This window comes from Tersicoccus sp. Bi-70, assembly GCF_001968825.1.
Lineage (GTDB): Bacteria > Actinomycetota > Actinomycetes > Actinomycetales > Micrococcaceae > Tersicoccus.
In genome coordinates, this window is sequence record NZ_MIEU01000010.1 from 481,814 (window position 1) to 505,047 (window position 23,234).

Consider the following 23,234-nt stretch of genomic DNA (forward strand, 5'->3'; position numbering starts at 1 on the left):
GAACGGTGCGGACGCCACCGTCTAGACTGGACCGGTGCCCGCGTACCTCGATCACGCGGCCACCGCGCCCCTCTGCGGGCCCGCTCTGGCCGCGATCACCACCGAACTGACCCGCTGCGGCAATCCCTCCGCCCTGCACGGTGCGGGCCGTCGCGCCCGGATGGTCGTCGAGACCGCCCGCGACGAGATCGCGGCCGCCGCCGGGGCCCACCCCTCCGAGGTGATCCTCACCGGAGGAGGCACCGAGGCCGACAACCTCGCGATCAAGGGCCTCTACTGGTCCCGCCACGCCGCGGATCCGCGCCGCCGCCGCGTCCTCACCTCGACGATCGAGCACCACGCCGTCTCGGAGACCGTCGAGTGGCTCGAGGCGACGCAGGGCGCCGAGGCCGTGTGGCTGCCCGTCGACGAGCGCGGCATCCTCGACCTCGACGCGCTCGACGCCGCGCTCGCGGAGGATCCCGAGTCGGTCGCGCTCGTGACCGTCATGTGGGCCAACAACGAGATCGGCGCGGTCCAGCCGGTCGCCGAGATCGTCCGCCGCGCCGAGCGGTACGGCATCCCCGTGCACGCCGACGCGGTGCAGGCCTTCGGCGCCGTGCCGGTCGACTTCGCCGCCACCGGGCTGGCCGCCGCCTCGATCAGCAGCCACAAGATCGGCGGCCCGCTCGGGATCGGCGCCCTGCTGCTCGGGCGATCCGTCGCCGTCACCCCTGTGCAGCACGGCGGTGGGCAGGAGCGCGACATCCGCTCGGGCACCCTCGATGCGCCTGCTGCCGCCGGTTTCGCCGCGGCCGCGACCGCCGTCGTCGGCGACCTGGCCGCCGAGTCCGCCCGGATCGCGGGCCTGCGCGACGCGCTGGTGGCCGGTGTGCTCGATCGGGTGCCCGCCGCCGTCCTGCGTGGGCCCGCGTCCGGCCGGGAGCGGCTGCCCGGCAACGCCCACTTCACCTTCACGGGCTGCGAGGGCGACTCGCTGCTGTTCCTGCTCGACGCGGCCGGCGTGCAGTCCTCGGCCGGGTCGGCGTGCAGCGCGGGCGTTCCGCGCGCCTCCCACGTGCTGCTGGCGCTCGGTCTGGACGAGGCGACCGCGCGCGGCGCCCAGCGGTTCAGCCTCGGCCACACGTCCACGGAGGACGACGTGGCCCTGCTGCTCGACGTGCTCCCGGGCGCCGTCGAGAAGGCCGCCGCTGCCGGCATGGCCGCCCATGTGCCCGACCTGCAGGCCGCCGGCCGCTGAGCCCGAGCCCGACTCCACCCCCCAACGATCATTCTGAGGAGACCATGCGCGTCCTGGCTGCCATGAGCGGCGGAGTCGACTCCGCTGTCGCCGCCGCCCGCGCCGTCGACGCCGGGCACGACGTCGTCGGCGTCCACCTGGCCCTGTCCCGCATGCCCGGCACCCTGCGCACGGGCAGCCGCGGTTGCTGCACGATCGAGGACTCGCGCGACGCCTGGCGCGCCGCGGAGAAGCTCGGCATCCCGTACTACGTGTGGGACTTCTCCGAGCGGTTCAAGGAGGACGTGGTCGACGACTTCATCGCCGAGTACGAGGCCGGCCGCACCCCGAACCCGTGCATGCGCTGCAACGAGAAGATCAAGTTCGCGGCCCTGCTGGAGAAGGCCATCGCCCTCGGGTTCGACGCGGTCTGCACCGGCCACTACGCCCGCGTGACCCGCGACGCCGACGGCCACCCCGAGCTGCACCGCGCGAGCGACTGGGCCAAGGACCAGTCCTACGTGCTCGGCGTGCTCACCGAGCAGCAGCTCGACCACTGCCTCTTCCCCCTCGCCGACGCGCCCACCAAGGCCGCCGTCCGCGCCGAGGCCGCCGAGCGGGGGCTCTCCGTGGCGAAGAAGCCGGACAGCCACGACATCTGCTTCATCCCGGACGGGGACACCGCCGGGTGGCTCGCCGAGAAGATCGAGATGCAGCCGGGCGAGATCGTCGACGAGACCGGCGCGACGGTCGGCGAGCACGCCGGCGCCCAGGCGTTCACCGTCGGTCAGCGGCGCGGCCTGAAGCTCGGCCGTCCCGCCGCCGACGGCAAGCCCCGCTTCGTGCTCTCCATCGAGCCCAAGCAGAACCGGGTGACCGTCGGCCCCGAGCGGCTGCTCGCCGTCGACGAGATCCGTGGCATCCGCATCTCCTGGGCCGGGCGCCCGATCCCGGACGCCGTCGTCGACCCGCGGACCGGTGCCTCCGCCCGCTTCGACGTGCTCGCGCAGGTCCGCGCCCACGGTGACCCGGTGCCCGCGACCGCGCAGATCGTGCAGTCCGGGATCGCCGACGACGGTTCCGCCGGCCTCGTCGTCACGCTGACGACGCCCCTGCGCGGCGTCGCCCCGGGCCAGACCGTCGTCCTCTACCAGGGCACGCGCGTGCTCGGGCAGGCGACGATCGACACGGCCCGATCCCTCGCCGCGGCCTGACACGTCGGCATCGTGTCGGCCGACGCCGGCACGCGACAGGGCCCGGGACGATGCGTCGTCCCGGGCCCTGTCGTCGCTTGCGGCGTTCAGCAGCTGCGCAGCTCGGTCACCTTCGGTGGCCATCCGCCGCGGGTCTCGCTGTATCCCAGCCCGGCTGCGACCGAACGGCAGTCGCCGTCGCTCGCCCACGCCCAGATCATCCGGAACCGCTTCGTCGTGGAGCAATGATTGGTCGCGCGGGCGTGACTGGTGATGGCGCCGTACCAGCTTGTTGTCTGCCACTGGCTCAGGTAGACGCAACTGGGGGCGAGGGCCGCACTCGCGGGCGCGGCGCCCACGAGCAGGGAACCACTGAGGACCAGCGTCCCGATGGCGGCGGACAAGGCTCTCCTGCGGGCATTCTTCATGACGGACCTCTCGACGTGCGGTGATGACGGCATGCGGTGATGGGGAAGGGCACGGAGAGGACCGGCCCGGACAGGGAGCACGCGCACACCCGGAACGCTGCCGGGCAGGTGTGCCGACCCTACGACTCGCGCGGGAGCCGGGTGAGAGCCGATGCGGACAACATCGCGCGGCGTGGCGTGGAGGTTTCCGCCCGCCGGTACGCTCGATCCATGGCTGTGGACCCGACCGCGTACTCGACCGGAGGGCGCCTGCGACGGCGTCCGATCCTGGTCTTCCTGGCGATCGCCTTCGGCTTCTCCTGGCTGGTGGGACTCGGCCTCGCCTCGGCCGGCGGCCTGCGCAGCCCCGCCCTGTCCGTGCTGCTGCTCGTCTACATGCTCGGGCCCGGGATCGCGGCGCTGGTCGTCAGCCGCTGGGTGGACCGGCCGGACTCCATCCCGCGTTCCCTCGGCCTCAGCCAGGTGCGCCCCGTCGGGCGTTTCGTGCTCCTGCTGCTCGGTGTCGTGGTGCTGGCGATCGTCCTCGTGCTCGGGGCGCTCGCCGTCGGGGCCCTGTTCGGGTTCTACCACGCCGATCCGACCGGCTTCTCGGGGTTCCGGGCCTACCTCGAGCAGGTGGCCCCGGCGGCGCTGTCCCGCGTGAGCCTGGGCACCGTCGTGGCGCTGCAGTTCCTCAACGTGCTGATCGGCGCGTTCGTCAACGTCGTCCCGGCGCTGGGGGAGGAGCTCGGCTGGCGCGGCTGGCTGCTGCCCGCGCTGCTGCCCGCCGGGGTGCCGACCGCCGTCGTCGTCTCCGGCGCGCTGTGGGGACTGTGGCACGCGCCGTTGATCCTGCTCGGCTACAACTACCCGGGCGGTCCCGCGTGGCTCGGCGTGCTGGCGATGATCTGCTTCGCGGTGGTCATCGGATCCGTGCTCAGCTGGCTGCGGCTGCGCACCGGGTCGATCTGGCCGGCGGCCGTGGCCCATGGCGCCATCAACGCCGCGGCCGGTTTCCCGCTCGTCTTCCTCGCCTACGGGACGACGTTCAGTCCGCTCACGACGACGATCCTCGGGTGGTCCGGATGGCTGCTGCCGGCGCTGCTGGTCGCGCTGCTGGCGTGGCGCGGGCAGTTCCGGCTGGACCGGACGCCGTGGCTCGCCCCCGTGCAGGGGCGGCCGCTGGGCGGGACCGGCACCGGACTGCGCGCCCCTAGACTGGACCCATGATGGATTCGTTCGACCCGTCCGCCAGCTCGCTCGGGGAGGACGTGGACCCGGCGGTCATGCACGAGCTGCTCCAGATCCGGTCCAGCATCGACAACTTCGACGCGACCCTCGTCTACGTGCTCGCCGAGCGGTTCCGCGCCACCCAGCGGGTCGGCGTGCTCAAGGCCGAGCACCGGCTGCCTCCGGCGGACCCGACGCGTGAGTCGATGCAGATCGCTCGGCTCCGGCGGCTGGCCGAGGAGGCGCACCTCGACCCCGCGTTCGCCGAGAAGTTCCTCAACTTCATCATCGAGGAAGTCATCCGGCACCACCAGGCGATCTCCGAGGGCACCGCGCCGCTGCCGGTCATCCCGCGACGGGCCGCCACCGCGGCTTCCGCTCCCGACGCACCCGCCACGGGCCGCACCGCCGACGCGGACTTCCGGGCGTGAGCCCGGAGCCCACCTCCACTCCGGCCGCCTCACCGGACACGGTCACCGCGACCGGTCCGACCGTCGTCGCCGGCACCGATCTGCCCGGGGCGCTGACCGCCATCCGTGGGGAGCTCGGTGACCAGCACCTCCCGTCCCTGCCCCTGCTGCCGGACCGCGGTCCCGGGGCCGACGCCGTCGGACGGGCCGCGACCCTGCTCGAGGATCTGCCGGTCGAGGCAGGACCCCACGGCTGGCGCGTGGCCGCACGGCCCGGTGAGGACCTGCGCCGGTCCCGCTCCCTGCTGGCCTCCGACGTCAACGTCCTGGCCGATCTCGCCGGGGCGGACCAGTCCCCGGCCGCCCGGTTCGGCGTGAGCGTCCTCGGTCCCGTCACCCTCGCGACGATGATCGACCTCGCCGGTGGGCAGCGCGTGCTCGGCGACCACGGCGCCCGCCGCGACCTGGTCGAGTCCCTCGCCACCGGGCTCGCCACCCACCTGGCCGCCCTGCGCACCGCCGTGCCGGGCGCGGCGATCACCCTGCGGATCGACGAACCCGCGCTCGACGCCGTGCTCGCCGGAACCGTCGCGACGGCGAGCGGGTTCCGCACCCTGCGCGCCGTGGACCGGTCGGAGGTGCGCCAGACGCTGCAGCAGACCGTCGAGGCCGCGCGCGTGGCGGGAGCCGACCAGGTCGTGATCGCCGTCGAACCCACCGCGCTGCCGCTCGCCCTGGCCCGCGAGATCGGGGCGGACGCGCTGGCCCTGCCGGCAACGGCCCTGAGCACCGCGCCGGACGCCCTCGGCGAGTACCTGGACGACGGCGGTGCGCTGACCGCAGGACTGGACCCGACCGGGTCCGATCAGCGCGGAACCCGGGGACTGCGGGAGGTCAGCGAGCTGGCCGGTCAGATCCTCGACCCGTGGCGGCGTCTCGGCGTGTCCGCGACGCGGCTGTCCCAGCTGACGGTGACCGTCCGCACGCCGGCCGGTGCCCTGACCGGCACGCGGTCCCCGGGCGGAGCGCCCGACGCCGGGCGGCTGCCCGCACTGCTGCGCCGGCTGGTCGCGACGGCGGACGCCCTCGAGACGACCGCCCGTGACGCCTGACTGGTGTCGGTGTCCCTCCCTCCGCCAGCTCGTCGATAGATGCTCACCGGAGGGTCGTGGAAGCGCTTTCCAGGACATCCATTGACGAGCTGGCGACGAACTGGCGGCCGACCATCTCGCCGGGCCGGGCCGGGCCGGCGGAAAGGACCGGGCGTCAGGGGACCGGGTGCGGGGTCGCGTCGAAGGTGCCCGCGTAGACGAACAGGGTGCCGAGCAGCGGCTGGATCACCCGGGTCTGGATGGTGAAGCGGCCGCTGGCGTCGTCGAACCCCTGCTCGGTGTATGCGCCGGCAGCGAGGACGCGCGGCATCCGCAGGCCGGGCAGTCCCCGCGGCGTCGGCGTCGGCGATGTCGACGAACCGGTGCTCGGCGGCCCCACCCACGCCGCGGTCGAGGCCAGGCGCATCGCCCCGGTGTCCGTGACCGACAGGCGCAGCCCCGTGCGGAGCAGGTGGTGCGTGCCGACGAGGTCCAGCAGCACGCCGTCGACGCCGAGCCGGCACAGATCGGTGAACCGCCGCGTGCGGTGACCGAAGTCGAGGATCCGCTCGGCGGCCAGGCACGGCGCACCGGCCTCGTCCACGTAGGAGCGGTTGACGATGCTGAACGGCACACCCTCGCCGTACTCGGGGAAGAACATCTGTTCGCCGGCCAGCGCGGCGAACGCGGGCCGCAGCGCCGGCACGGTGCAGCCGGCGACGTCGAACACCCCGTCGTGGCGGACGGCGGTGCCGGCCGGCTGGGCGAAGTACTCCCGCACGCGCGGGTGCAGGTCCGTGTACCGCTCGCCCAGCACCTGCTCGTAGAGCGATCCGCTCATGCGTCCTCCTCCTGCTGGGATCATCCTGCCCAGTGACCTTGATACGGACAACCGGGTCAGAGCCGGCCGGCCGCCTTCAGCCGGATGTACGCGTCCGCGAGCCGGGGCGGCAGCAGCGCCGGGGACTCGTCGACGACCTCGACGCCGAGCAGCCGCAGCTGCGCCGTCATCGCCGCCCGCTCCAGGCGCGTCCGCTCGGCCGCGGCGGCCCGGTAGACCTCGCTGATCGTGCCGCGCTCGGCGGCGGTCTCGTCGAGCTGCGGGTCGCGGACCGCGGCCACCACGACGACGTGCTTCTCGCACAGGGCCGGCAGCACCGGTAGCAGCCCCTCCTCCGCGGCCCCCGAGTCCAGCGACGTCAGCAGCACGACCAGGCTGCGGTGGGCGCTGACCGCGGCGATGTGCCCCGGCAGCCGGGAGAAGTCGGCCTCGATCAGCTCGGCCTCGAGTGGCGCCATCGCCTGCACGAGGGAGGGCAGCAGCTCGCCCGGGTCGGCGGAGCCGACCCGGGCCCGCACCCGCCGGTCGACCGCCAGGAAGTCGACCCGGTCACCGCCGCGGTCGGCGAGCACCGCCAGCAGCAGCGCCGCCTCCATCCCGGTGTCCAGCCGGGGCTCGTCGCCGATCCGGGCGGCCGCGGTCCGGGAGGTGTCGAGCACGATGACGACGCGCCGGTCCCGCTCCGGGCGCCAGGTGCGCACGACGACGGCCTGCCGCCGGGCGGTCGCCCGCCAGTCGATGGACCGGACGTCGTCGCCGCGGACGTAGTCGCGCAGGGAGTCGAACTCGGTGCCGGCGCCGCGGATCTGCACCGCGGCACGGCCGTCCAGTTCCCGCAGCCGCCGCAGCTTGGACGGCAGATGGCGGCGGGCGTGGAACGGCGGCAGCACGCGCAGCATCCCCGGCAGCGGCATCGTGACCTGGCGGGCGGCCAGCCCCAGCGGTCCGGCGGACCGGATGGTCACGTGCGGGCTGTGCCGGTCGCCGCGGCGGACGGGCACGAGCGTGGTGCGGACGCGGCGCGCCTGCCCGGCGGGGATGACGACGCGGTGCCGCGGGTCGACGGCGCCGGCCGAGGGCTGCCAGCCGTCGCGCACGCGAGCCCGCAGCGTCCGGTCCGTCGGGTTGGTCAGCACCAGGGCGCTGACCGCCGTCTCCGTCAACCGGACGCTCTCGGGCAGTTCCCGGGCGACGGTGATGCGGCGCGGGGAGACGGCGAGGCCGAGATCGACGGCGGCGATGACGGCGAGCACCCCGGCCAGGAGCAGCAGGGTGAGCGGACCCGGGGCGAGCAGCACGACGATCGCCCCGGCAAGGGCGAGCAGGATGAACCGACCGGTCAGGGCCACGGGTCGGCCTCCGCGTCGTGCTCGATCCCGCGAGGAGTGACGAGGCGCAACGTGATCAGGCGCAGCGTGGCGGGACCCGCGTCGACCGCGCGCGGACCCAGCGGACCCGTCATCGGGGCACGGGCACGGTGGCGAGGATGCTGCTGAGCACCCCGTCGGCGGAGACGCCGTCCATCTGGGCCTCGGCCCGCAGGGCCACGCGGTGGCGCAGGGTCGGCAGCGCGAGCGCCTTGACGTCGTCCGGCGTCGCGTACCCGCGGCCGTTCAGCCACGCCCACGCGCGGGCGGTGTTGAGCAGGGCGGTGGCCCCACGCGGGGAGACACCGAGCTGGAACGACGGGGCCGAGCGGGTGGCCCGGACGACGTCGACGATGTAGCCGAGCACCTCGGGGGAGACCTGTACCCGGCCGACCGCGGCCCGCGCGTCGGCCAGCTGATCGGCCCCGGCGACGGCCCGCACCCCGGCGGCGGCCAGGTCCCGCGGGTCGAAGCCGGCGCTGTGCCGGCGGATCACCTCGATCTCGTCGTCCCGGCCGGGCAGGTCCATGGTCAGCTTGAGCAGGAACCGGTCCAGCTGCGCCTCCGGCAGCGGGTAGGTGCCCTCGTACTCCACCGGGTTCTGCGTGGCGGCGACGATGAACGGGGTCGGCAGCGGACGGGACACGCCGTCGACGGAGACCTGCCGCTCCTCCATCGCCTCGAGCAGGGCGGCCTGCGTCTTGGGCGGCGTCCGGTTGATCTCGTCGGCGAGCAGCAGGTTGGTGAACACCGGGCCCGGCCGGAACGTGAAGTCGCTGGTCCGGGCGTCGTAGACGAGCGAACCGGTCAGGTCGCCCGGCATCAGGTCCGGGGTGAACTGCACGCGGGTGGTCTGCAGCGTCAGGGCGGCGGAGAGCGACCGCACGAGCAGCGTCTTCGCGACGCCGGGCACGCCCTCCAGCAGCACGTGACCGCGGCACAGCAGGGCGATCAGGACACCCGTGACGGTGCCCTCCTGCCCGACGACGGCGCGGCCGACCTCGGTGCGCACGGCGAGCAGGGCCTCGCGCGCGGCGTCTCCGGACGGGTCCGGGTGGTGGCCGTCGCGGCGGTCGTTCCCGGGGACCTCGGGCGCCGTGCTCGGTGCGGCCGCGGCGGCGTCGGGCGCGGAGAAGCTCGGCGTGGTGTCGGGTGCGGGCGGGTGCGGGTGTTCGCTCATCGGCGCAGGGCCTCCGTCTCGAGGTCGGTCAGGGCGGTGGTGTAGGACAACAGGTCGGCGGTGCGGGTCGGCAGCTCGCCGGTCAGCAGGCGGGCGACGTCCGGGACGGTCCTCCCGGTCGCGGTGGCGGTGGCCTCGACGATCGCCTCCGCGGCGGGCGCGTGGCCCAGCCGCAGGTGTTCGCCGAGACGCACCAGGGTCGCGGCCCGCAGGGTCGCGGCCGCGTGCTCGGCGGCGCCCGCGTCCTGGTACAGCCGGGCCCGGCCGCGGCTGGTCTCGGCGGCCTGGACGACGACGGGCAGCGGCTCGCGCACCAGGGGCCCGTCGCGGCGGCCCCGCCACAGCATGGCGAGCACCGCGGTGAACAGCAGCCACGCGGAGACCGGGGTGACCCAGGGTGGGGTGACGTCGGCGAGGGTGCGGCTCTGGTCGGTCGCCTCAAGGTCCCGCACGGTGGGCTGGTACCAGGTCAGCTGGGGGCGGGCGCCGAGCGTGTGCAGCATCAGGGCCGCGTTGCCGTGGGCGGCCAGCCGGTCGTTGCTGAGGGTCTGCGCGCCGCCGAGGACGACGATCCGGCCGCCGTCGCTCTGCACGTACACGCCGCCGTCCGCCGTCGAGTCCGCACGGTTGCGCAGGCAGGTGACCGGTCCGCGGTAAAGCCGGCCGGTGCGGTCGACCTCCCGGGCGGCACGGACGGCCGGCACCGCGCAGTCGGCGCTCAGGGCGCGGTCCGTCGACGGGTCGCTGACGACGCCGCCGAGCCGGACACCGTCGGCGAGCGCGGTGAGGATCCGCAGGTCCGGTTGCAGCAGCACGACGCGGGTGCCCGCGGTGCGCGCCCGGTCCGCCAGGCGGTCCAGCTGGCGAGTGGAGAGGATGCCGTTCCGGTCGTCGAGCAGGAGGGTGCCGTCTCCGCCGGTGCTGCCCGCGCGGTCGAGTGCCGCGTCCAGGTGATCCGCCCGGGTGACGGTGACCCCCTGCGCCTGCAGGATGCGGGACGCGGCGCGGGCGCCCTCCGGGGCGGGGTTGTCGGGGGAGAGCGAGCCGCGGTCGGTGCCGGTCCCCCGCAGCAGGACGGTGACCGTGACCAGGGCGACGGCGATCGCGGCGACGACGAGCCAGAACCGCCACGCGCGCAGCCGGCGGACCGCGGTGGTGCGCCAGGTGACGCCGTCGCCGGTCATGGTGGCGGTCCGGGCACCGGCGGAGGCGCCCGTGTTGCCGGGCGCGGTGCCGGCGGACGCGGTGCCGGCAGACGCATCACTGCGGACGACCGCACCGCCGGTCGCGCGGTCGTCGCCGAGCTGCTCCGGCGCGGTGCCGGTGGGCGGTGCCGGGTGGCTCATCGCGGCACCGCCGGTGCGGCGGCGACGGTGGACCGGAGCGGACGGGCGTGGGCGAGACGGCCGTCCAGCGCGGTGATCAGCGCGTGGTCCTCCCGGGTCGCGGGGGCGTCGCCGTACCGGACGTCGTTGAACCGGCGCCCCGCGGCGGCGACGGCGTCGTGCTCGGCCGGGAAGATCGCGGACAGGTCGCGCGTCACCTCGTCGACGGTGCGCCCGTCGCCCTCGGGCAGGTCCGTGCGTTCCTGCGCGGCCCGCACCAGGGCGCGGAACGCCTCGATGACGGCGGTGGCGTGATCGCCGCGATCCGCGGCGGCGGCGGCGAGCGCGCGGTGACCGTCGGCGTCCATCGGCCGGTCCCCGTCGAACACAGTCGTGCGGCGGGCGGCCGCCCGGTTCAGCCGCGGCCGGACCACGAGGACGAGGACGACGATCCCCACGATCAGCAGCGCCACGACGACGACCAACCAGGGGTTCGCGCCCGAGGGACGGAGCCCGTTCACCGTGTCGCTGAACCAGCGCCCGATGGCGTCGAGGACCGTCTCGACCACCCCGGGCTTGGCGTCCTGGTACTCGGGCCGGGCCAGTTCGTCCTGCGCCCAGCGCCGCGCGGTGCCGTCGTCGGGCACCACCGGCACGTCAGCGGGCACGAGGGAGACGGGCAGCAGGAGCGCCGCGCCCAGGGCTGCCGCCGGCCCGGGGAGGATCACGCGGTCCCGGGCAGCGCGCTCGGGTGGCTCCCGGAGGCGAGACGGTCGTGCTCGGCCATCAGGGCCATGTCCAGGCCCTCCCGGCGCATCCGCAGGTCGACGTAGAGCAGGGAGGTGACCCCGACCAGGAAGACGGTGGTCAGGGCCCCGACGAGCGTCGTCAGCACGAGGTAGGCGACCAGCAGGGCGATCAGCAGGCCCACCGCCCCGGACCCGAGGCCCGCACCGGTGGGGGCGAGGACGCCGGTGAGCAGTGGCAGGGCGAACTGCAGCGGCGCCCCGGCGATCGCGGAGACGACGTAGACGAGGACGACCGTGAGCAGGAGGGTGCCGAACACCCGCCAGAAGTTGCCCTTCGTCAGCCGCCAGGACCGGGCGAGCGCCTGCCCAGGGCCGCACTTCTCCAGCACCACCACGGCACCGCACACGCTCAGCCGGGTGCCGACCCACGCGGCGAGCACGGCGAGCGCCAGCATGGTCAAGAGGAAGACGATGATGGCGCCCGTGGCGTCGTTCGCCGTCGAGGAGATGACCGCACCGACCGCGAACAGCACGACCATCAGGGCGATGCTCGCCCCGAAACCGATCCCGGCCAGGAACAGGGCCAGACCGATGAGCGCCCCGATCCGCGGCCGGACCAGGCCCCACATCTGCCGGAACCCCGTGCGCTGCTCCAGGACGGCGCGCGAGACCGGGATCACGAGGGCGCCCTGCAGCACGGCGCCCCCGACCAGGGCGAGGACGGCGATCAGCAGCTCACCGATCAGCAGGATCGGGATCGAGGCGAGCAGCGAGGAGGCCTCGGAGCGGGAGAACGTCGAGGAGTTCGCCCCCATCGACGCGATCCGCAGGAAGGGTGCGCCGGCGGTGAGGACGAAGAGGATGACGAGCAGGCCCATGACGACGTTGAAGAGCAGCGAGGAGCCGATCATGGCCTTCGCGTTGCGCCGGGCCGCCTGCAGGGAACCGTCGAGGACCTCGCCGACGGACAGGGGCCGGAGCGGGATGACGCCGGGCTTCGGTGGGGCGAACCAGCCCTGCCCGCCACCCTGCGCGTTCCCACCGTGGCCGTTCCAGCCCTGGCCGTTCCCACTCTGTCCGGGCGCGTTCCAGCCGGCCGGCGCCGCTCCCCAGCCCGTGGGGGCGTTCTCGCCGGTCGGTGCTCCGCTCCAGCCCGGTGCGCGCGAGGATCCGTCCCCCTGACCCCCACCGGGAGCGGCCCAACCGCCGCTGTCCCGGTACCCGTTCTCGCTCATGCGTCATGTCCCCCTCGTCCGGTGCCGGCCCATGGCAGCCGACCCGTGCCCCGAGCGTATCCGGCCCCCCACCGCCAGACCAGCATCCGCTGACCTGCAGCGATGCGTCGTCCACCCGCGCCGGGTCGACCGGTGCCGGGGCCGTCGTCGCCCCCGGCACCCTCCGGCCGCTCGTCGGGTCCCGCGGGGGACGCCGTCGACCGTGCGCACGCCTCGCCGTCGAGGGCCGGGAACACGGAAAACGGCCTCGGGTCTGTGAGGATGGAGGGCATGAAGGGACGCATTCTCGTGGTGGACGACGACGAGGCGCTGGCCGAGATGATCGGCATCGTCCTGCGCAACGACGGGTTCGACCCGTCCTTCTGCGCGGACGGCGCACAGGCCCTGGAGGCCTTCCACAACAGCCGGCCCGACCTCGTGCTGCTCGATCTCATGCTGCCGGGACTGGACGGCATCGAGGTGTGCCGGCAGATCCGCAGCGAGTCCGACGTGCCCGTCGTGATGCTGACCGCCAAGTCGGACACCTCGGACATCGTCCGCGGCCTCGAGTCCGGCGCCGACGACTACGTGCCCAAGCCGTTCAAGCCGGCCGAGCTGGTGGCCCGGGTCCGGGCCCGCCTGCGGCCGGGCGACACCCGTGCACCGGAGACCCTCACCGTCGCGGACGTGACGATCGATGTCGCCGGCCACTCGGTGCGCCGCGGCTCCCGCACGATCGCCCTCACGCCGCTCGAGTTCGACCTGCTCGTCGCCCTGGCGCGGAAGCCGTGGCAGGTGTTCACGCGTGAACAGCTCCTGGAGCAGGTCTGGGGGTACCGGCACGCGGCCGACACCCGGCTGGTCAATGTGCATGTTCAGCGCCTTCGGTCCAAGATTGAGAGAGATCCCGAGGCTCCCGAGGTCGTGCTGACCGTCCGGGGCGTGGGATACAAGGCCGGACAGAGCTGACGCGGTGACCCCACGCCGGTTCGGACCCGGCGTGAAGGAACGGGGAGAGAACGTGTCTGCGACGAGCACCCGCGGAACGGATCGGCCGTCGCTGCCGACCGGGTCCGGCGATCGTGGACCCCAAGGAACCGGCTCGCACCGGATCCGGCTGCTCCGCCACCGACCCCGCCGCACGAGCGTCGAGCGCCTGTGGCGCTCCACCCGGTCCGGCGGCATCAAGCTGGTCTCCCGGTGGCGGCACTCCCTGCAGTTCCGCACCGTGCTGCTCACCATGGGCATGACCCTGATCGCCTTCGCGATGGTCGGGGCGTTCCTCTCCCACGAGATCTCCTCGGCCCTGTTCAGCGAGCGGCTCTACCAGGCCGAGCAGGAGTCACGGCGTGGTTTCGACGAGGTGCAGGCCATCTTCGACCGGGCCGAGACGAACGACCAGGCCACCGGCCAGCAGACCATCTACAACACCCTGAAGGTGCTCGAGGGGGACAGCGGCTCCACCCGCCGCATGTTCCTGCTGCTGCAGAAGCCGGGGGAGCAGGGCCAGCGCTGGGTCGAGACGGCCCGCAGCGACGACTCGCAGATCACGTCCGCGACCATCCCCGAGGAACTGCGCCAGGCGGTCCGGCGAGACGACGGGCAGTACTACCAGTCGATCGCCCTGCCGGTCGGTTCCTCGGACGTGCCCGCGATCGCCGTCGGACGGATCGTCCGCGTTCCCCCGGGCACCAACTACGAGCTGTACCTGATCTACAACCTCTCCGAGGCGCAGGACACGCTCAGCTACATCCACGGCGCCCTCTGGGTCGGTGGCGCCGTGCTGCTGCTCGCCGTCGGCGCGATCGCCTGGTTCGTCACCCGCGCCGTCGTCGCCCCCGTCTCCGACGCCGCGGACGTGGCCGAGAAGCTGGCCGCGGGCCAGCTGGAGGAACGCATCAACGTCGAGGGCGAGGACGAGCTCGCCCGCCTCGGCGCGTCGTTCAACCACATGGCCGGCAACCTGCAGGAGCAGATCACTGCCCTGGCCGAGCTGTCGCGGATGCAGCAGCGCTTCGTCTCCGACGTCTCCCACGAACTGCGGACCCCGCTGACGACGGTGCGGATGGCCTCCCAGGTGCTCTACGACGCCCGCGAGGAGTTCGACCCGATCAACAAGCGCTCCGCCGAACTGCTCTACCACCAGGTGGAACGGTTCCAGAACCTGCTCGCGGACCTGCTGGAGATGTCCCGGTTCGACGCCGGCGCCGCGGTCCTGGACATCGGCGACGCCGACCTGAACCAGGTGGTGCGCAGTGTCCAGGACGGCACGGCGATCCTCGCCGAGAACGTCGGCTCCGCCATCGAGGTGCAGTTCGACGATCCGACCTGCGTCCTCGAGATGGACGCCAAGCGGATCGAACGGGTGCTGCGGAACCTGCTGGTCAACGCCATCGAGCACGGGGAGGGCCGGCCCATCCAGGTGCACGTCGCCGCGACCGCCGACGTCGTGGCGGTGACGGTGCGCGACCACGGCATCGGCATGACGCCCGAGGACGTCGCCCACGTGTTCGACCGGTTCTGGCGGGCGGACCCGGCCCGTGCCCGCACCACGGGTGGCAGCGGCCTCGGCCTGTCCATCGCGACCGAGGACGTCAACCTGCACCAGGGCCGCCTGCAGGCCTGGGGCATGGCCGGCCACGGCTCGAACTTCCGGGTGCTGCTGCCGCGGCGTCGCGGGGAGGAGCTGGTGGACGAGCCGCTGGCCCTCGAACCCCCGGACGCCCCCGTGCCGGCCGTGGACACCACAACGAGCGCCGTCATCCTCGACCCCTCCGACCCCGGGGCGTCCATCGTCGTCCGGGGCGACACCGGTGCGGCGGAGACGGTCGACGCCCGTCCCGGGCCGCCCCCGGCCGACCTCGCGGCGATGGCCGCGGGGGAGCGGGGTGTCGACGAGCGCGGTGTCGACGAGCGGGGTGTCGACGAGCGCGGTGTCGACGAGCGTGCTCCCGAGGCCGCGGCCGACGCTGCCGGCGCTGCCGGCGCGGGGCAGGGGAAGGACGGCCCGGCGGACGCCGAGCGGGCCGGCACGCCGGCCGGCGGAACCGGGCGGGGGGTATCGCGATGAGCACGACACCGATCCGCGTCGTCCTGGCCCTCGCGATCGCCGCCGCCCTGGCGCTGACGGGGTGCTCCTCCATCCCGACGAACGGGCCGGTCGGGCTCAGCGAGGACTCGGGCAACGCCAGCCAGCAGAACCAGCAGGGCCCGGCCCCCGCCGGGCCGCAGGACAACGGGTCCCCGCAGGCGATCGTGCAGGGCTTCGTGCGCGCCGGCGTCGGCAGCCAGGACGAGTACGCGGTCGCCCGCAGCTTCCTGACGCCCGGGCTCTCCAGCACGTGGAAGCCGGACCAGCGCACGCTCGTCCTCTCGTCGACGCCGCGCGTCGTCGCCACCCCGGCCGCGGGCACCGTGCGGATCGTCATGGCCGTGACCGCGACGGTCGACGACCAGGGCATCTACCGGAACGCGGCCGACGGTGCCACGGAGTCGCTCGACGTCACCCTGCAGAAGGTCGACGGGCAGTGGCGGATCAACAAGATCCCCGACGGCATCATGCTGCAGGTCCGCGACTTCGGTCTGCTGTTCGACTCCTACTCGCTCGCCTTCTACGACCCCACCTACACGTACGCGGTGCCGGACGTGCGCTGGTTCGTCCGGGGCCCCCGCGTCACCACGTCCCTCGTGCGGGTGCTCCTGAACGGGCCCGCGGACTACCTCAAGGGCGCCGTCGTCAGCGCCTTCCCCGAGGGCACCACCCTGAACACGCCGTCCGTGCCGATCGTCTCGGGCGCCGCGGAGGTGGACCTGCCGCAGCAGGTGCTCGACTCGTCGGACCAGAAGCAGCGCGAACGGATGCTCAACCAGCTCTCCGGCACGCTCGTGGGCGTCCTGGACAGCATCAGCTCGGTCCGTCTGCTGATCAACCAGCGCCCCCTCGACATCGACGCCGGGGAGGCGGCCCGCAGCGCCCCGGTCAAGGAGAAGCAGGTGCCGGCCAGTCAGGTGGCCGTCGTGCGCAACGAGCTGGTGCTCTACCAGGGCGGGGGCTACCGCCCGATCGACGGCGTCGGCTCGGTCGCTTCGGACAAGCCGATCGATCCGGCGATGAGCTACGACCAGCGCCGCTTCGCCTACCTCAGTTCCGACCGGCGCCGGCTGATCAGCCGGTCCACCGACGGTACGCGGGGCACCGTCTTCACCGGCTCCGCGCTGACCCGCCCGTCGTTCGACCCGTTCGACTGGCTCTGGACCGCCGACGGCTCCGGCGCCGGCCTCGTCTACACCGCCCAGGCCGCCCGGCCCGGCGGCGGCGTCAACGAGGTCAGCGCGCCGTGGCTGCGCGGTCGGACCATCACGAGCCTGCGCCTGTCCCGCGACGGGGCCCGCGCGCTCATCGTCACGGTGGATGACGGGAAGTCCTCGATCTGGATCAGTGGCGTGCGCCGCGCCGCGGACGGGACGCCGCGCGAACTGACCTCGGCACTGCCGATCCGGTCCGCGCACACGGTCAACACCGGGGTGTGGATCGGGGACACCGAGATCGTCGTGATGGGCGCCTCGGACAAGGCGAGCGTGACCCCCGAGGTGCTCTCCCTCGACGGGCAGGCCCAGGAACTCGCGCCGGTACGCGGGGCGACGTCGCTGGCCGGCGGCAACGGCACCCAGGAGATCTACCTGCAGTTCGGGCAGGAACTGCTGGTCCGGGTGGACACCAGCTGGTCCAACCAGGCGACCGGCGTGCTCGACACCGCCTTCGCCGGCTGACCGCTTCTCCCTCCCCAGGCGCGCGTCGTCCACGGGCGCATTCCCCGACCTGTCCCCGACGGCCCGGGTCGCGCACGCTGGCCGGATGGGCGACGGCACGAACGATGGCACGAACGATGGCATCGACGACGGCACGCCGGCACGGCACCGTGCTCCCCGTGGCGGCCCCCACGGCCGATTCAGCCATCTGAGGAAGCTCGCGGACCTGGTCGAGGCCGCGGTGCTCGCGTTCCTGGCTCTGCTCGTGCCGGTCTGGTGTCCGGGCTGCGGACGGATCGACGTCCCGCTCTGCCGGGGCTGCGCCGCCCGGCTGCGGCGCGCCACGGACCGGCCGTTCGCCGCGGAGGACGGGGCCCTCGGGCTGCCCGTCGACCCTGTCCTTCCCGTCACCGCGGCCGGGAACTACCGGCGGGGCGGGACCGACGCCGTGCTGCTGGCACTGAAGGACCACGGCCGCACGGACCTCACCGGCCCGGCCGCCGCCGCGCTCGCCCGCGCGGTCACGGTCGCTGCGGCGCGCGCCCGCACGGGCGGCCCCGGCGCCGCACCCCGGGACGGTCCGCTGCTGCTCGTCCCGGTTCCCAGCTCCCGCCGGGCCCGGTGGCGGCGCGGCTACCACCCGGTCGGCCTGCTGCTGCGCTCGGCACTGCGGCGGGGTCTTCTGCCCCCGGGCACGGTCCTGGCGCCCTGGTTGAGCGTGCGGTGGTGGCCCGCCCCGGGCCGCGCCTCCCCGGACCTGCCGGGCCCGCCAAGCCCGGGCGCCCTGCTCGCCCGGTGGCGGCCACGGGTGTCCGGCGGCGGTGCGCACCGCGGAGCCGGGCGACGCGCCCGGGCGCGACGGCTGACCGGGAGCATGCGGATGCGCTCCGGACCCCGGCCGGGAACGCGGCTGCCGCCCGGCGGTGTCGTGCTGCTCGTGGACGACGTTCTGACCACCGGGGCCACGCTCGCCGAGGCCCGGCGTGCCCTGGACGCGGGCGGGATCGCCGTGCACGGGGCGGCCGTCGTCGCCGCCGTGCCGTCCCCGCAGACGAGGCGCGAGCGGGGACCCGACCAGGATCCGGGACGACCGGGCGGACGTGCCGCGACCGGGCGCGGCCGGGCCCTCCCGGCTGACCGGCAGATGGCCGGCGGATGAAAATGCGGTGCCGCTCAACTAACGTGGGGGCCAGGTGTTGGAAGCAACACTGAACGGCATCCGTCGGATCAGCCGGTGCCGTTGTGTCACCGACTACAGAGCGGAGATCACCATGGACTTTTCCATCTACGGTCGCAACGTCACGGTGTCCGACCGGTACCGCGAGTACGCGGAGGAGAAGATCGCCAAGATCGAACCGTTGGTCGAGAAGAAGCACCGCCTCGAGGCGAAGGTGACGAAGCAGCCCTCCGAGGTCATCATCGAACTCACCGTGCTCGGTCTGAAGCCCGTGATCCGGGCCGAGGCTGCGTCCGAGGACAAGTTCGCCGCATTCGATGCCGCCGCCAGAAAGCTGGCCGAGCGTCTGCGCCGGGCCCGCGACCGCAAGAAGGTCCACCACCAGGGCCACCAGCGCCCCACCGCCGTGCACGAGGCCACCGCCTCCCTGCCGGTCGTCCGCCCGGACACGCCGCTGTACCTGCAGACCGCGGACGACGTCGACGGCCGTGCCGCCGACACCGTGCCGGACCAGCAGAGCGGCGATTCGCCCGTCACCATTCGCCGCAAGGTCTTCCCGGCCGCTCGCCTCACCCTGGACGACGCCGTCGACGCCATGGAGATGGTCGGCCACGACTTCTACCTCTTCATCGACGAGGAGACGAGTACCCCCTCGGTCGTCTACCGGCGCCGTGGCTGGACGTACGGGGTCATCTCGCTCGACGAGGCGTGCGACGAGAACGCCGACGTGCAGGAGGAGGAGCTGACCTACCGGTCGGCAGGCACGCCCGCCTGATCGGCGTAGCATCGGCGAACGGGCCGTGACCCTCCGGGTCGCGGCCCGTTCCGCTGCCCGGGAGGATTCCGCCCGGGAACCGCTGCCCGGACCCCGTCCGGAACCCTCACCCGGGAACCGCTGCCCGGACCCCGTCCGGAACCCTCACCAGGAGGCGCTGCTCGTGACCGACCGGCTCAGTCTCGCCGCCGCCCGACGCATCGCGATCGCCGCGCAGGCCCTGGAGGTGCCGCACGACGCGCGGCCCTCCGCCGGCCGGGTCACCACCGCCCACCTCGCCGCCCTGCTGCGGCGCATCCAGCTGCTGCAGATCGACTCGGTCAACGTGCTCAGTCGCAGCCACTTCCTGCCCGTCTTCGCCCGGCTCGGCCCCTATGACCGGGACCTGCTCGCCCGCCTGAGCGAGCGGCAGCCCCGCCGCATGATGGAGTACTGGGCGCACGAGGCCAGCTTCATCCGGCCCGAGCACTTCGCGGATCTGCGGGTGTGGCAGCGGCGCCGGTGGGTGGGCCTGTCCGCCCCGGCCGCGCAGGAGCACGAGGTCATCGCCGCCGGGCTCGTCGACGTGCTCGGCCGGTCCCGGCCGATGACCGCGACCGGCCTGGCCGCCGCGCTGGATCACGATCACGCGGTGGATCGGGTGTCCTGGGGCTGGAACTGGACGCCGACCAAACGCGTGCTCGAGCACCTCTTCGAGCAGGGCGTGGTCGGCTCGGCCGGCCGGACGCCGCAGTTCGAGCGGCGCTACACGCTCACGGACCGGGTGCTGCCGCCCGCGCTGCGGGACGTACCCGAACCCAGCCGGCCGGAGGCGGCCGACCGGCTCACCGAGGCGGCGGCCCGCGCGCTCGGCGTGGCGACCGCGCGCTCGGTGGCCGACTACTTCCGGCTGCCGGTCAAGGCCGCCACGGAGTCGCTCGGCCGGCTGGCCGCACAGGGTGTCGTCCGGCCCGTCAGCGTCGACGGGGTGGACCGCCCGCACTGGCTGCACACCGCCGCCCGGCGACCCCGGCGCGTCGAGGCCCGGGCGCTGCTCAGCCCCTTCGACTCGCTGATCTTCCACCGGCCACGCGTCGAGGAGCTGTTCGGCTTCCACTACCGGATCGGCATCTACACCCCGCCCGAGCGCCGCGAGCACGGGTACTACGTGCTGCCGTTCCTGCTGGGGGAGGCGCTGGTGGCCCGCGTCGACCTGAAGGCCGACCGGCATCGCGGTGTCCTGCTCGTCCAGGCCGCCTTCGCCGAGCCGGACGCGTCCGGGGTCGGCCCGCGCCCGGAAGCGGTCGCGAGGGAACTGGCCGCGGAGCTCGCGACGATGGCGGGCTGGCTCGGCCTCGGCGACGTCGTCGTCGCCCCTCGCGGCGACCTGGCCGCGAGCCTCGCCCGGGCCGTGAGCGAACGCTGAGCTTCCGGCCAGCCGCCTCGCGTAGACTCGGCGCAGCGCGCGGGCCGTCACGGCCTGCCGCTGTCCAGACGAGTCGAGCACGCAGGAGCGAACAGCTGTGCCATCCCTGATCGAACGGGTTCTCCGCACGGGCGACAAGAAGACGCTCAGGCGGTTGCAGTCGTACGTCGACGCGATCAACGCCCTCGAGGACGACTTCCGGGAGATGTCCGACGAGGAGCTGCGCGAGGAGACCGACGTCCTGCGCCAGCGGTACCAGGACGGGGAGACCCTCGACGACCTGCTGCCCGAGGCGTTCGCCGCGGTCCGCGAGGCCGCCGGGCGCACGCTCGGCCAGCGCCACTTCGACGTCCAGCTGATGGGCGGAGCCGGCCTGCACCTGGGCAACATCGCCGAGATGAAGACCGGTGAGGGCAAGACGCTGGTCGCCACGGCACCGGCCTACCTCAACGCGTTGACCGGTAAGGGCGTCCACGTCATCACGGTCAACGACTACCTCGCCGGCTACCAGAGCGAGCTGATGGGCCGCGTCTTCCGGTTCCTCGGCATGTCCACCGGCTGCATCCTGGCCAACATGGACCCCGCGCAGCGCCGTGAGCAGTACGCGGCGGACATCACCTACGGCACGAACAACGAGTTCGGCTTCGACTACCTGCGCGACAACATGGCGTGGGCACCGGACGAGCTCGTGCAGCGCGGCCACCACTTCGCGATCGTCGACGAGGTCGACTCGATCCTCATCGACGAGGCCCGCACCCCGCTGATCATCTCCGGCCCCGCCTCGGGCGACGCGAACCGCTGGTACGGCGAGTTCGCGAAGGTCGTGCTGCGCCTGGAGGCCGGCGTCGACTACGAGGTCGACGAGAAGAAGCGCACCGTCGGCGTGCTCGAGGGCGGCATCGAGAAGGTCGAGGACTACCTCGGCATCGACAACCTCTACGAGTCGGCGAACACCCCGCTGATCGGGTTCCTCAACAACGCGATCAAGGCCAAGGAACTGTTCAAGCGCGACAAGGACTACGTCGTGCTCGACGGCGAGGTGCTGATCGTCGACGAGCACACCGGCCGCATCCTCGCCGGTCGGCGGTACAACGAGGGCGTCCACCAGGCCATCGAGGCCAAGGAGGGCGTCGAGATCAAGGCCGAGAACCAGACGCTCGCCACGATCACCCTGCAGAACTACTTCCGGCTCTACGAGAAGCTCTCCGGCATGACCGGTACCGCCGAGACCGAGGCCGCCGAGTTCGTCAACACGTACAAGCTCGGCGTCGTCGTCATCCCGACCAACAAGGGCATGGCGCGCGAGGACCGGACCGACCTCGTCTACAAGAACGAGATGGTCAAGTTCGACGCCGTGGTCGAGGACATCGCGGAGCGGCACGAGGCCGGCCAGCCCGTCCTCGTCGGCACCACCAGCGTGGAGAAGAGCGAGTACCTCTCGAAGCTGCTCGCCAAGCGCGGCATCCGGCACGAGGTGCTGAACGCGAAGAACCACGCCCGTGAGGCGGCGATCGTCGCCCAGGCCGGACGCAAGAAGGCCGTCACCGTGGCCACCAACATGGCCGGCCGCGGCACCGACATCATGCTCGGTGGCAACGCCGAGTTCAACGCCATCGCGGCGCTGCACGAGCGGGGCCTGGACCCGAACGAGAATCCCGAGGCGTATGAGACCGCGTGGCCGGCCGCCCTGGAGAAGGCCGGCAAGGAGGTCGAGACGGAGCACGCCGAGGTCCTCGAGCTCGGCGGCCTGTACGTGCTGGGCACCGAGCGGCACGAGTCCCGCCGCATCGACAACCAGCTGCGCGGCCGGTCCGGCCGGCAGGGCGATCCCGGTGAGTCCCGGTTCTACCTCTCGCTGACCGACGACCTGATGCGCCTGTTCAACTCCGGTGCGGCCGAGCGGCTGATGAACAGCTCCGCCATCCCGGACGACGTGCCGATCGAGGCGAAGATCGTCTCCCGCGCCATCCAGTCCGCGCAGTCGCAGGTCGAGTCCCGCAACGCCGAGCAGCGCAAGAACGTGCTCAAGTACGACGACGTGCTCAACCGGCAGCGCGAGGCCATCTACGGCGACCGGCGTCGCATCCTCGAGGGCGAGAACCTCGAGGGCATGGTGGAGAACTTCCTCACCGGCGTCATCAAGGACGTCGTCGAGGCCGCGACCGCCGAGGGCCACAGCGAGGACTGGGACTGGGATCTGCTCTGGGCCAACCTCAAGACGCTCTACCCGGTGGGCCTCACGCAGGAGGACATCATCGAGGAGGCCGGCGGGAAGGGCAACGTCAAGCACGAGTTCCTCCTCGAGGAGATCCTCTCCGACGCGAAGATCGCCTACCAGAAGCGGGAGGCGGCCATCGGCGACGAGAACATGCGCGAGCTCGAGCGCCGCGTCGTGCTCTCGGTGATCGGCCGCAAGTGGCAGGAGCACCTCTACGAGATGGACTACCTCAAGGAGGGCATCGGCCTGCGCGCCATGGCGCAGCGCGACCCCCTGGTGGAGTACCAGAACGAGGGCTTCACCATGTTCCAGCAGATGATGGAGTCCATCCGCGAGGAGACCATCGGCTTCCTGTTCAACCTGGACGTGCGGGTCGAGCAGATCGACACGGACGGGGACGGCGTGCCGGACCAGGCGGCGCTCGCCGCGGCCGGCCTGGAGGCCCCCGAGCGCCCGGCGCAGCTGCAGCTCTCGGCCCCGACGGAGACCGGCGACGTCGAGACGCACGTCGAGCGGGCCGCCGCGGCGCTGGCCACCGCGACGCGCGGCTCGCAGGCCGGTTCCGGGTCGAGCGGGTCCCCTGCCTCGGCCACCGGCACCTCGGCGCCGTCGAAGGCGTCCCAGAAGGGCTCCAACCGGAAGACCAGCAAGAAGAAGCGGCGCTGACGTTCCGCAGACACAGGA

20 protein-coding genes are annotated in these 23,234 nt (G+C 73.3%); 12 read left to right on the forward strand and 8 right to left on the reverse strand.

What is annotated here, in order from left to right; all coding sequences use genetic code 11:
• The first annotated feature begins 34 nt into the window (after positions 1-34).
• Both BGP79_RS06180 and mnmA read left to right on the forward strand, forming a co-directional pair.
• The gene (locus tag BGP79_RS06180; protein ID WP_076693726.1) at positions 35-1,240 is read left to right on the forward strand and encodes a cysteine desulfurase family protein; all 1,206 of its coding nucleotides are present in this window, start codon (positions 35-37) and stop codon (positions 1,238-1,240) included.
• A 44-nt stretch (positions 1,241-1,284) separates the two neighbouring features.
• Positions 1,285-2,433, forward strand: coding sequence for a tRNA 2-thiouridine(34) synthase MnmA (gene mnmA / locus BGP79_RS06185; RefSeq protein WP_076693727.1), 1,149 nt, complete (start codon positions 1,285-1,287; stop codon positions 2,431-2,433).
• A gap of 86 nt (positions 2,434-2,519) precedes the next feature.
• Here mnmA and BGP79_RS06190 read toward each other — a convergent pair whose 3' ends face one another.
• Positions 2,520-2,816 (reverse strand): hypothetical protein, encoded by a 297-nt coding sequence (locus BGP79_RS06190; protein WP_076693728.1) that lies wholly within the window; start codon positions 2,814-2,816, stop codon positions 2,520-2,522.
• A gap of 234 nt (positions 2,817-3,050) precedes the next feature.
• Between BGP79_RS06190 and BGP79_RS06195 the strand changes: the two genes are divergently transcribed.
• From BGP79_RS06195 to BGP79_RS06205, 3 genes are read left to right on the forward strand one after another with little or no spacing between them, the layout of a single operon-like run.
• The gene (locus tag BGP79_RS06195; protein ID WP_083701617.1) at positions 3,051-4,049 is read left to right on the forward strand and encodes a CPBP family intramembrane glutamic endopeptidase; all 999 of its coding nucleotides are present in this window, start codon (positions 3,051-3,053) and stop codon (positions 4,047-4,049) included.
• Positions 4,046-4,480 (forward strand): chorismate mutase, encoded by a 435-nt coding sequence (locus BGP79_RS06200; protein WP_083701618.1) that lies wholly within the window; start codon positions 4,046-4,048, stop codon positions 4,478-4,480. The genes BGP79_RS06195 and BGP79_RS06200 overlap by 4 nt, the downstream gene beginning before the upstream one ends.
• Positions 4,477-5,571, forward strand: a complete 1,095-nt coding sequence (locus BGP79_RS06205) for a hypothetical protein (protein WP_076693730.1) — start codon at positions 4,477-4,479, stop codon at positions 5,569-5,571. Before BGP79_RS06200 ends, BGP79_RS06205 begins: the two co-directional genes overlap by 4 nt.
• 154 nt (positions 5,572-5,725) lie before the next feature.
• Here the strand turns inward: BGP79_RS06205 and BGP79_RS06210 are convergent, their stop codons facing one another.
• From BGP79_RS06210 to BGP79_RS06235, 7 genes are read right to left on the reverse strand one after another with little or no spacing between them, the layout of a single operon-like run.
• Positions 5,726-6,391, reverse strand: coding sequence for a DUF4166 domain-containing protein (locus BGP79_RS06210; RefSeq protein ID WP_076693731.1), 666 nt, complete (start codon positions 6,389-6,391; stop codon positions 5,726-5,728).
• 56 nt (positions 6,392-6,447) lie between these two features.
• Entirely contained in the window at positions 6,448-7,740 is a 1,293-nt protein-coding gene (locus tag BGP79_RS06215; RefSeq protein WP_076693732.1) for a DUF58 domain-containing protein, read from the reverse strand.
• Positions 7,731-7,853: a hypothetical protein gene (locus BGP79_RS17025; RefSeq protein ID WP_255363062.1), complete on the reverse strand. Its 123-nt coding sequence runs from the start codon at positions 7,851-7,853 to the stop codon at positions 7,731-7,733. The genes BGP79_RS06215 and BGP79_RS17025 overlap by 10 nt, the downstream gene beginning before the upstream one ends.
• Positions 7,850-8,938 (reverse strand): MoxR family ATPase, encoded by a 1,089-nt coding sequence (locus BGP79_RS06220; protein WP_076693733.1) that lies wholly within the window; start codon positions 8,936-8,938, stop codon positions 7,850-7,852. The genes BGP79_RS17025 and BGP79_RS06220 overlap by 4 nt, the downstream gene beginning before the upstream one ends.
• Positions 8,935-10,284, reverse strand: a complete 1,350-nt coding sequence (locus BGP79_RS06225; RefSeq protein WP_083701620.1) for a DUF4350 domain-containing protein — start codon at positions 10,282-10,284, stop codon at positions 8,935-8,937. Before BGP79_RS06225 ends, BGP79_RS06220 begins: the two co-directional genes overlap by 4 nt.
• Positions 10,281-10,991 (reverse strand): DUF4129 domain-containing protein, encoded by a 711-nt coding sequence (locus BGP79_RS06230; RefSeq protein WP_083701621.1) that lies wholly within the window; start codon positions 10,989-10,991, stop codon positions 10,281-10,283. The genes BGP79_RS06225 and BGP79_RS06230 overlap by 4 nt, the downstream gene beginning before the upstream one ends.
• Positions 10,988-12,247 carry a glycerophosphoryl diester phosphodiesterase membrane domain-containing protein gene (locus BGP79_RS06235; RefSeq protein WP_076693734.1) on the reverse strand — a complete coding sequence of 420 codons (1,260 nt, stop codon included), beginning with the start codon at positions 12,245-12,247 and terminating at the stop codon, positions 10,988-10,990. The genes BGP79_RS06230 and BGP79_RS06235 overlap by 4 nt, the downstream gene beginning before the upstream one ends.
• 270 nt (positions 12,248-12,517) lie before the next feature.
• Between BGP79_RS06235 and mtrA the strand changes: the two genes are divergently transcribed.
• From mtrA to secA, 7 genes are all read left to right on the forward strand, one after another.
• Complete coding sequence (gene mtrA / locus BGP79_RS06240; protein ID WP_076693735.1) at positions 12,518-13,195, forward strand: MtrAB system response regulator MtrA; 678 nt, start codon at positions 12,518-12,520, stop codon at positions 13,193-13,195.
• Between the two features lie 52 nt (positions 13,196-13,247).
• Positions 13,248-15,296, forward strand: coding sequence for an MtrAB system histidine kinase MtrB (mtrB, locus tag BGP79_RS06245; protein ID WP_076693736.1), 2,049 nt, complete (start codon positions 13,248-13,250; stop codon positions 15,294-15,296).
• The gene (locus tag BGP79_RS06250) at positions 15,293-16,996 is read left to right on the forward strand and encodes an LpqB family beta-propeller domain-containing protein (protein ID WP_076693737.1); all 1,704 of its coding nucleotides are present in this window, start codon (positions 15,293-15,295) and stop codon (positions 16,994-16,996) included. Before mtrB ends, BGP79_RS06250 begins: the two co-directional genes overlap by 4 nt.
• Positions 16,997-17,081: 85 nt before the next feature.
• Positions 17,082-18,134, forward strand: a complete 1,053-nt coding sequence (locus BGP79_RS16875) for a ComF family protein (RefSeq protein ID WP_076693738.1) — start codon at positions 17,082-17,084, stop codon at positions 18,132-18,134.
• A 112-nt stretch (positions 18,135-18,246) separates the two neighbouring features.
• Positions 18,247-18,927, forward strand: a complete 681-nt coding sequence (hpf, locus tag BGP79_RS06260; protein WP_076693739.1) for a ribosome hibernation-promoting factor, HPF/YfiA family — start codon at positions 18,247-18,249, stop codon at positions 18,925-18,927.
• A 163-nt stretch (positions 18,928-19,090) separates the two neighbouring features.
• Positions 19,091-20,332 carry a winged helix-turn-helix domain-containing protein gene (locus BGP79_RS06265; protein ID WP_076693740.1) on the forward strand — a complete coding sequence of 414 codons (1,242 nt, stop codon included), beginning with the start codon at positions 19,091-19,093 and terminating at the stop codon, positions 20,330-20,332.
• A gap of 97 nt (positions 20,333-20,429) precedes the next feature.
• Positions 20,430-23,216, forward strand: a complete 2,787-nt coding sequence (gene secA / locus BGP79_RS06270; protein ID WP_076693741.1) for a preprotein translocase subunit SecA — start codon at positions 20,430-20,432, stop codon at positions 23,214-23,216.
• The last annotated feature ends 18 nt before the right edge of the window (positions 23,217-23,234 follow it).

Excerpts from the sequence above, each read along its gene's own strand:
- BGP79_RS06210 (WP_076693731.1), bottom strand. The coding sequence starts at position 6,391 with ATGAGCGGATCGCTCTACGAGCAGGTGCTGGGCGAGCGGTACACGGAC.
- mnmA (WP_076693727.1), top strand. The coding sequence starts at position 1,285 with ATGCGCGTCCTGGCTGCCATGAGCGGCGGAGTCGACTCCGCTGTCGCC.
- BGP79_RS16875 (WP_076693738.1), top strand. The coding sequence starts at position 17,082 with ATGGGCGACGGCACGAACGATGGCACGAACGATGGCATCGACGACGGC.
- BGP79_RS06235 (WP_076693734.1), bottom strand. The coding sequence starts at position 12,247 with ATGAGCGAGAACGGGTACCGGGACAGCGGCGGTTGGGCCGCTCCCGGT.
- mtrA (WP_076693735.1), top strand. The coding sequence starts at position 12,518 with ATGAAGGGACGCATTCTCGTGGTGGACGACGACGAGGCGCTGGCCGAG.
- BGP79_RS06250 (WP_076693737.1), top strand. The coding sequence starts at position 15,293 with ATGAGCACGACACCGATCCGCGTCGTCCTGGCCCTCGCGATCGCCGCC.
- hpf (WP_076693739.1), top strand. The coding sequence starts at position 18,247 with ATGGACTTTTCCATCTACGGTCGCAACGTCACGGTGTCCGACCGGTAC.
- BGP79_RS17025 (WP_255363062.1), bottom strand. The coding sequence starts at position 7,853 with ATGACGGGTCCGCTGGGTCCGCGCGCGGTCGACGCGGGTCCCGCCACG.
- BGP79_RS06195 (WP_083701617.1), top strand. The coding sequence starts at position 3,051 with ATGGCTGTGGACCCGACCGCGTACTCGACCGGAGGGCGCCTGCGACGG.
- BGP79_RS06225 (WP_083701620.1), bottom strand. The coding sequence starts at position 10,284 with ATGAGCCACCCGGCACCGCCCACCGGCACCGCGCCGGAGCAGCTCGGC.
- BGP79_RS06200 (WP_083701618.1), top strand. The coding sequence starts at position 4,046 with ATGATGGATTCGTTCGACCCGTCCGCCAGCTCGCTCGGGGAGGACGTG.
- BGP79_RS06220 (WP_076693733.1), bottom strand. The coding sequence starts at position 8,938 with ATGAGCGAACACCCGCACCCGCCCGCACCCGACACCACGCCGAGCTTC.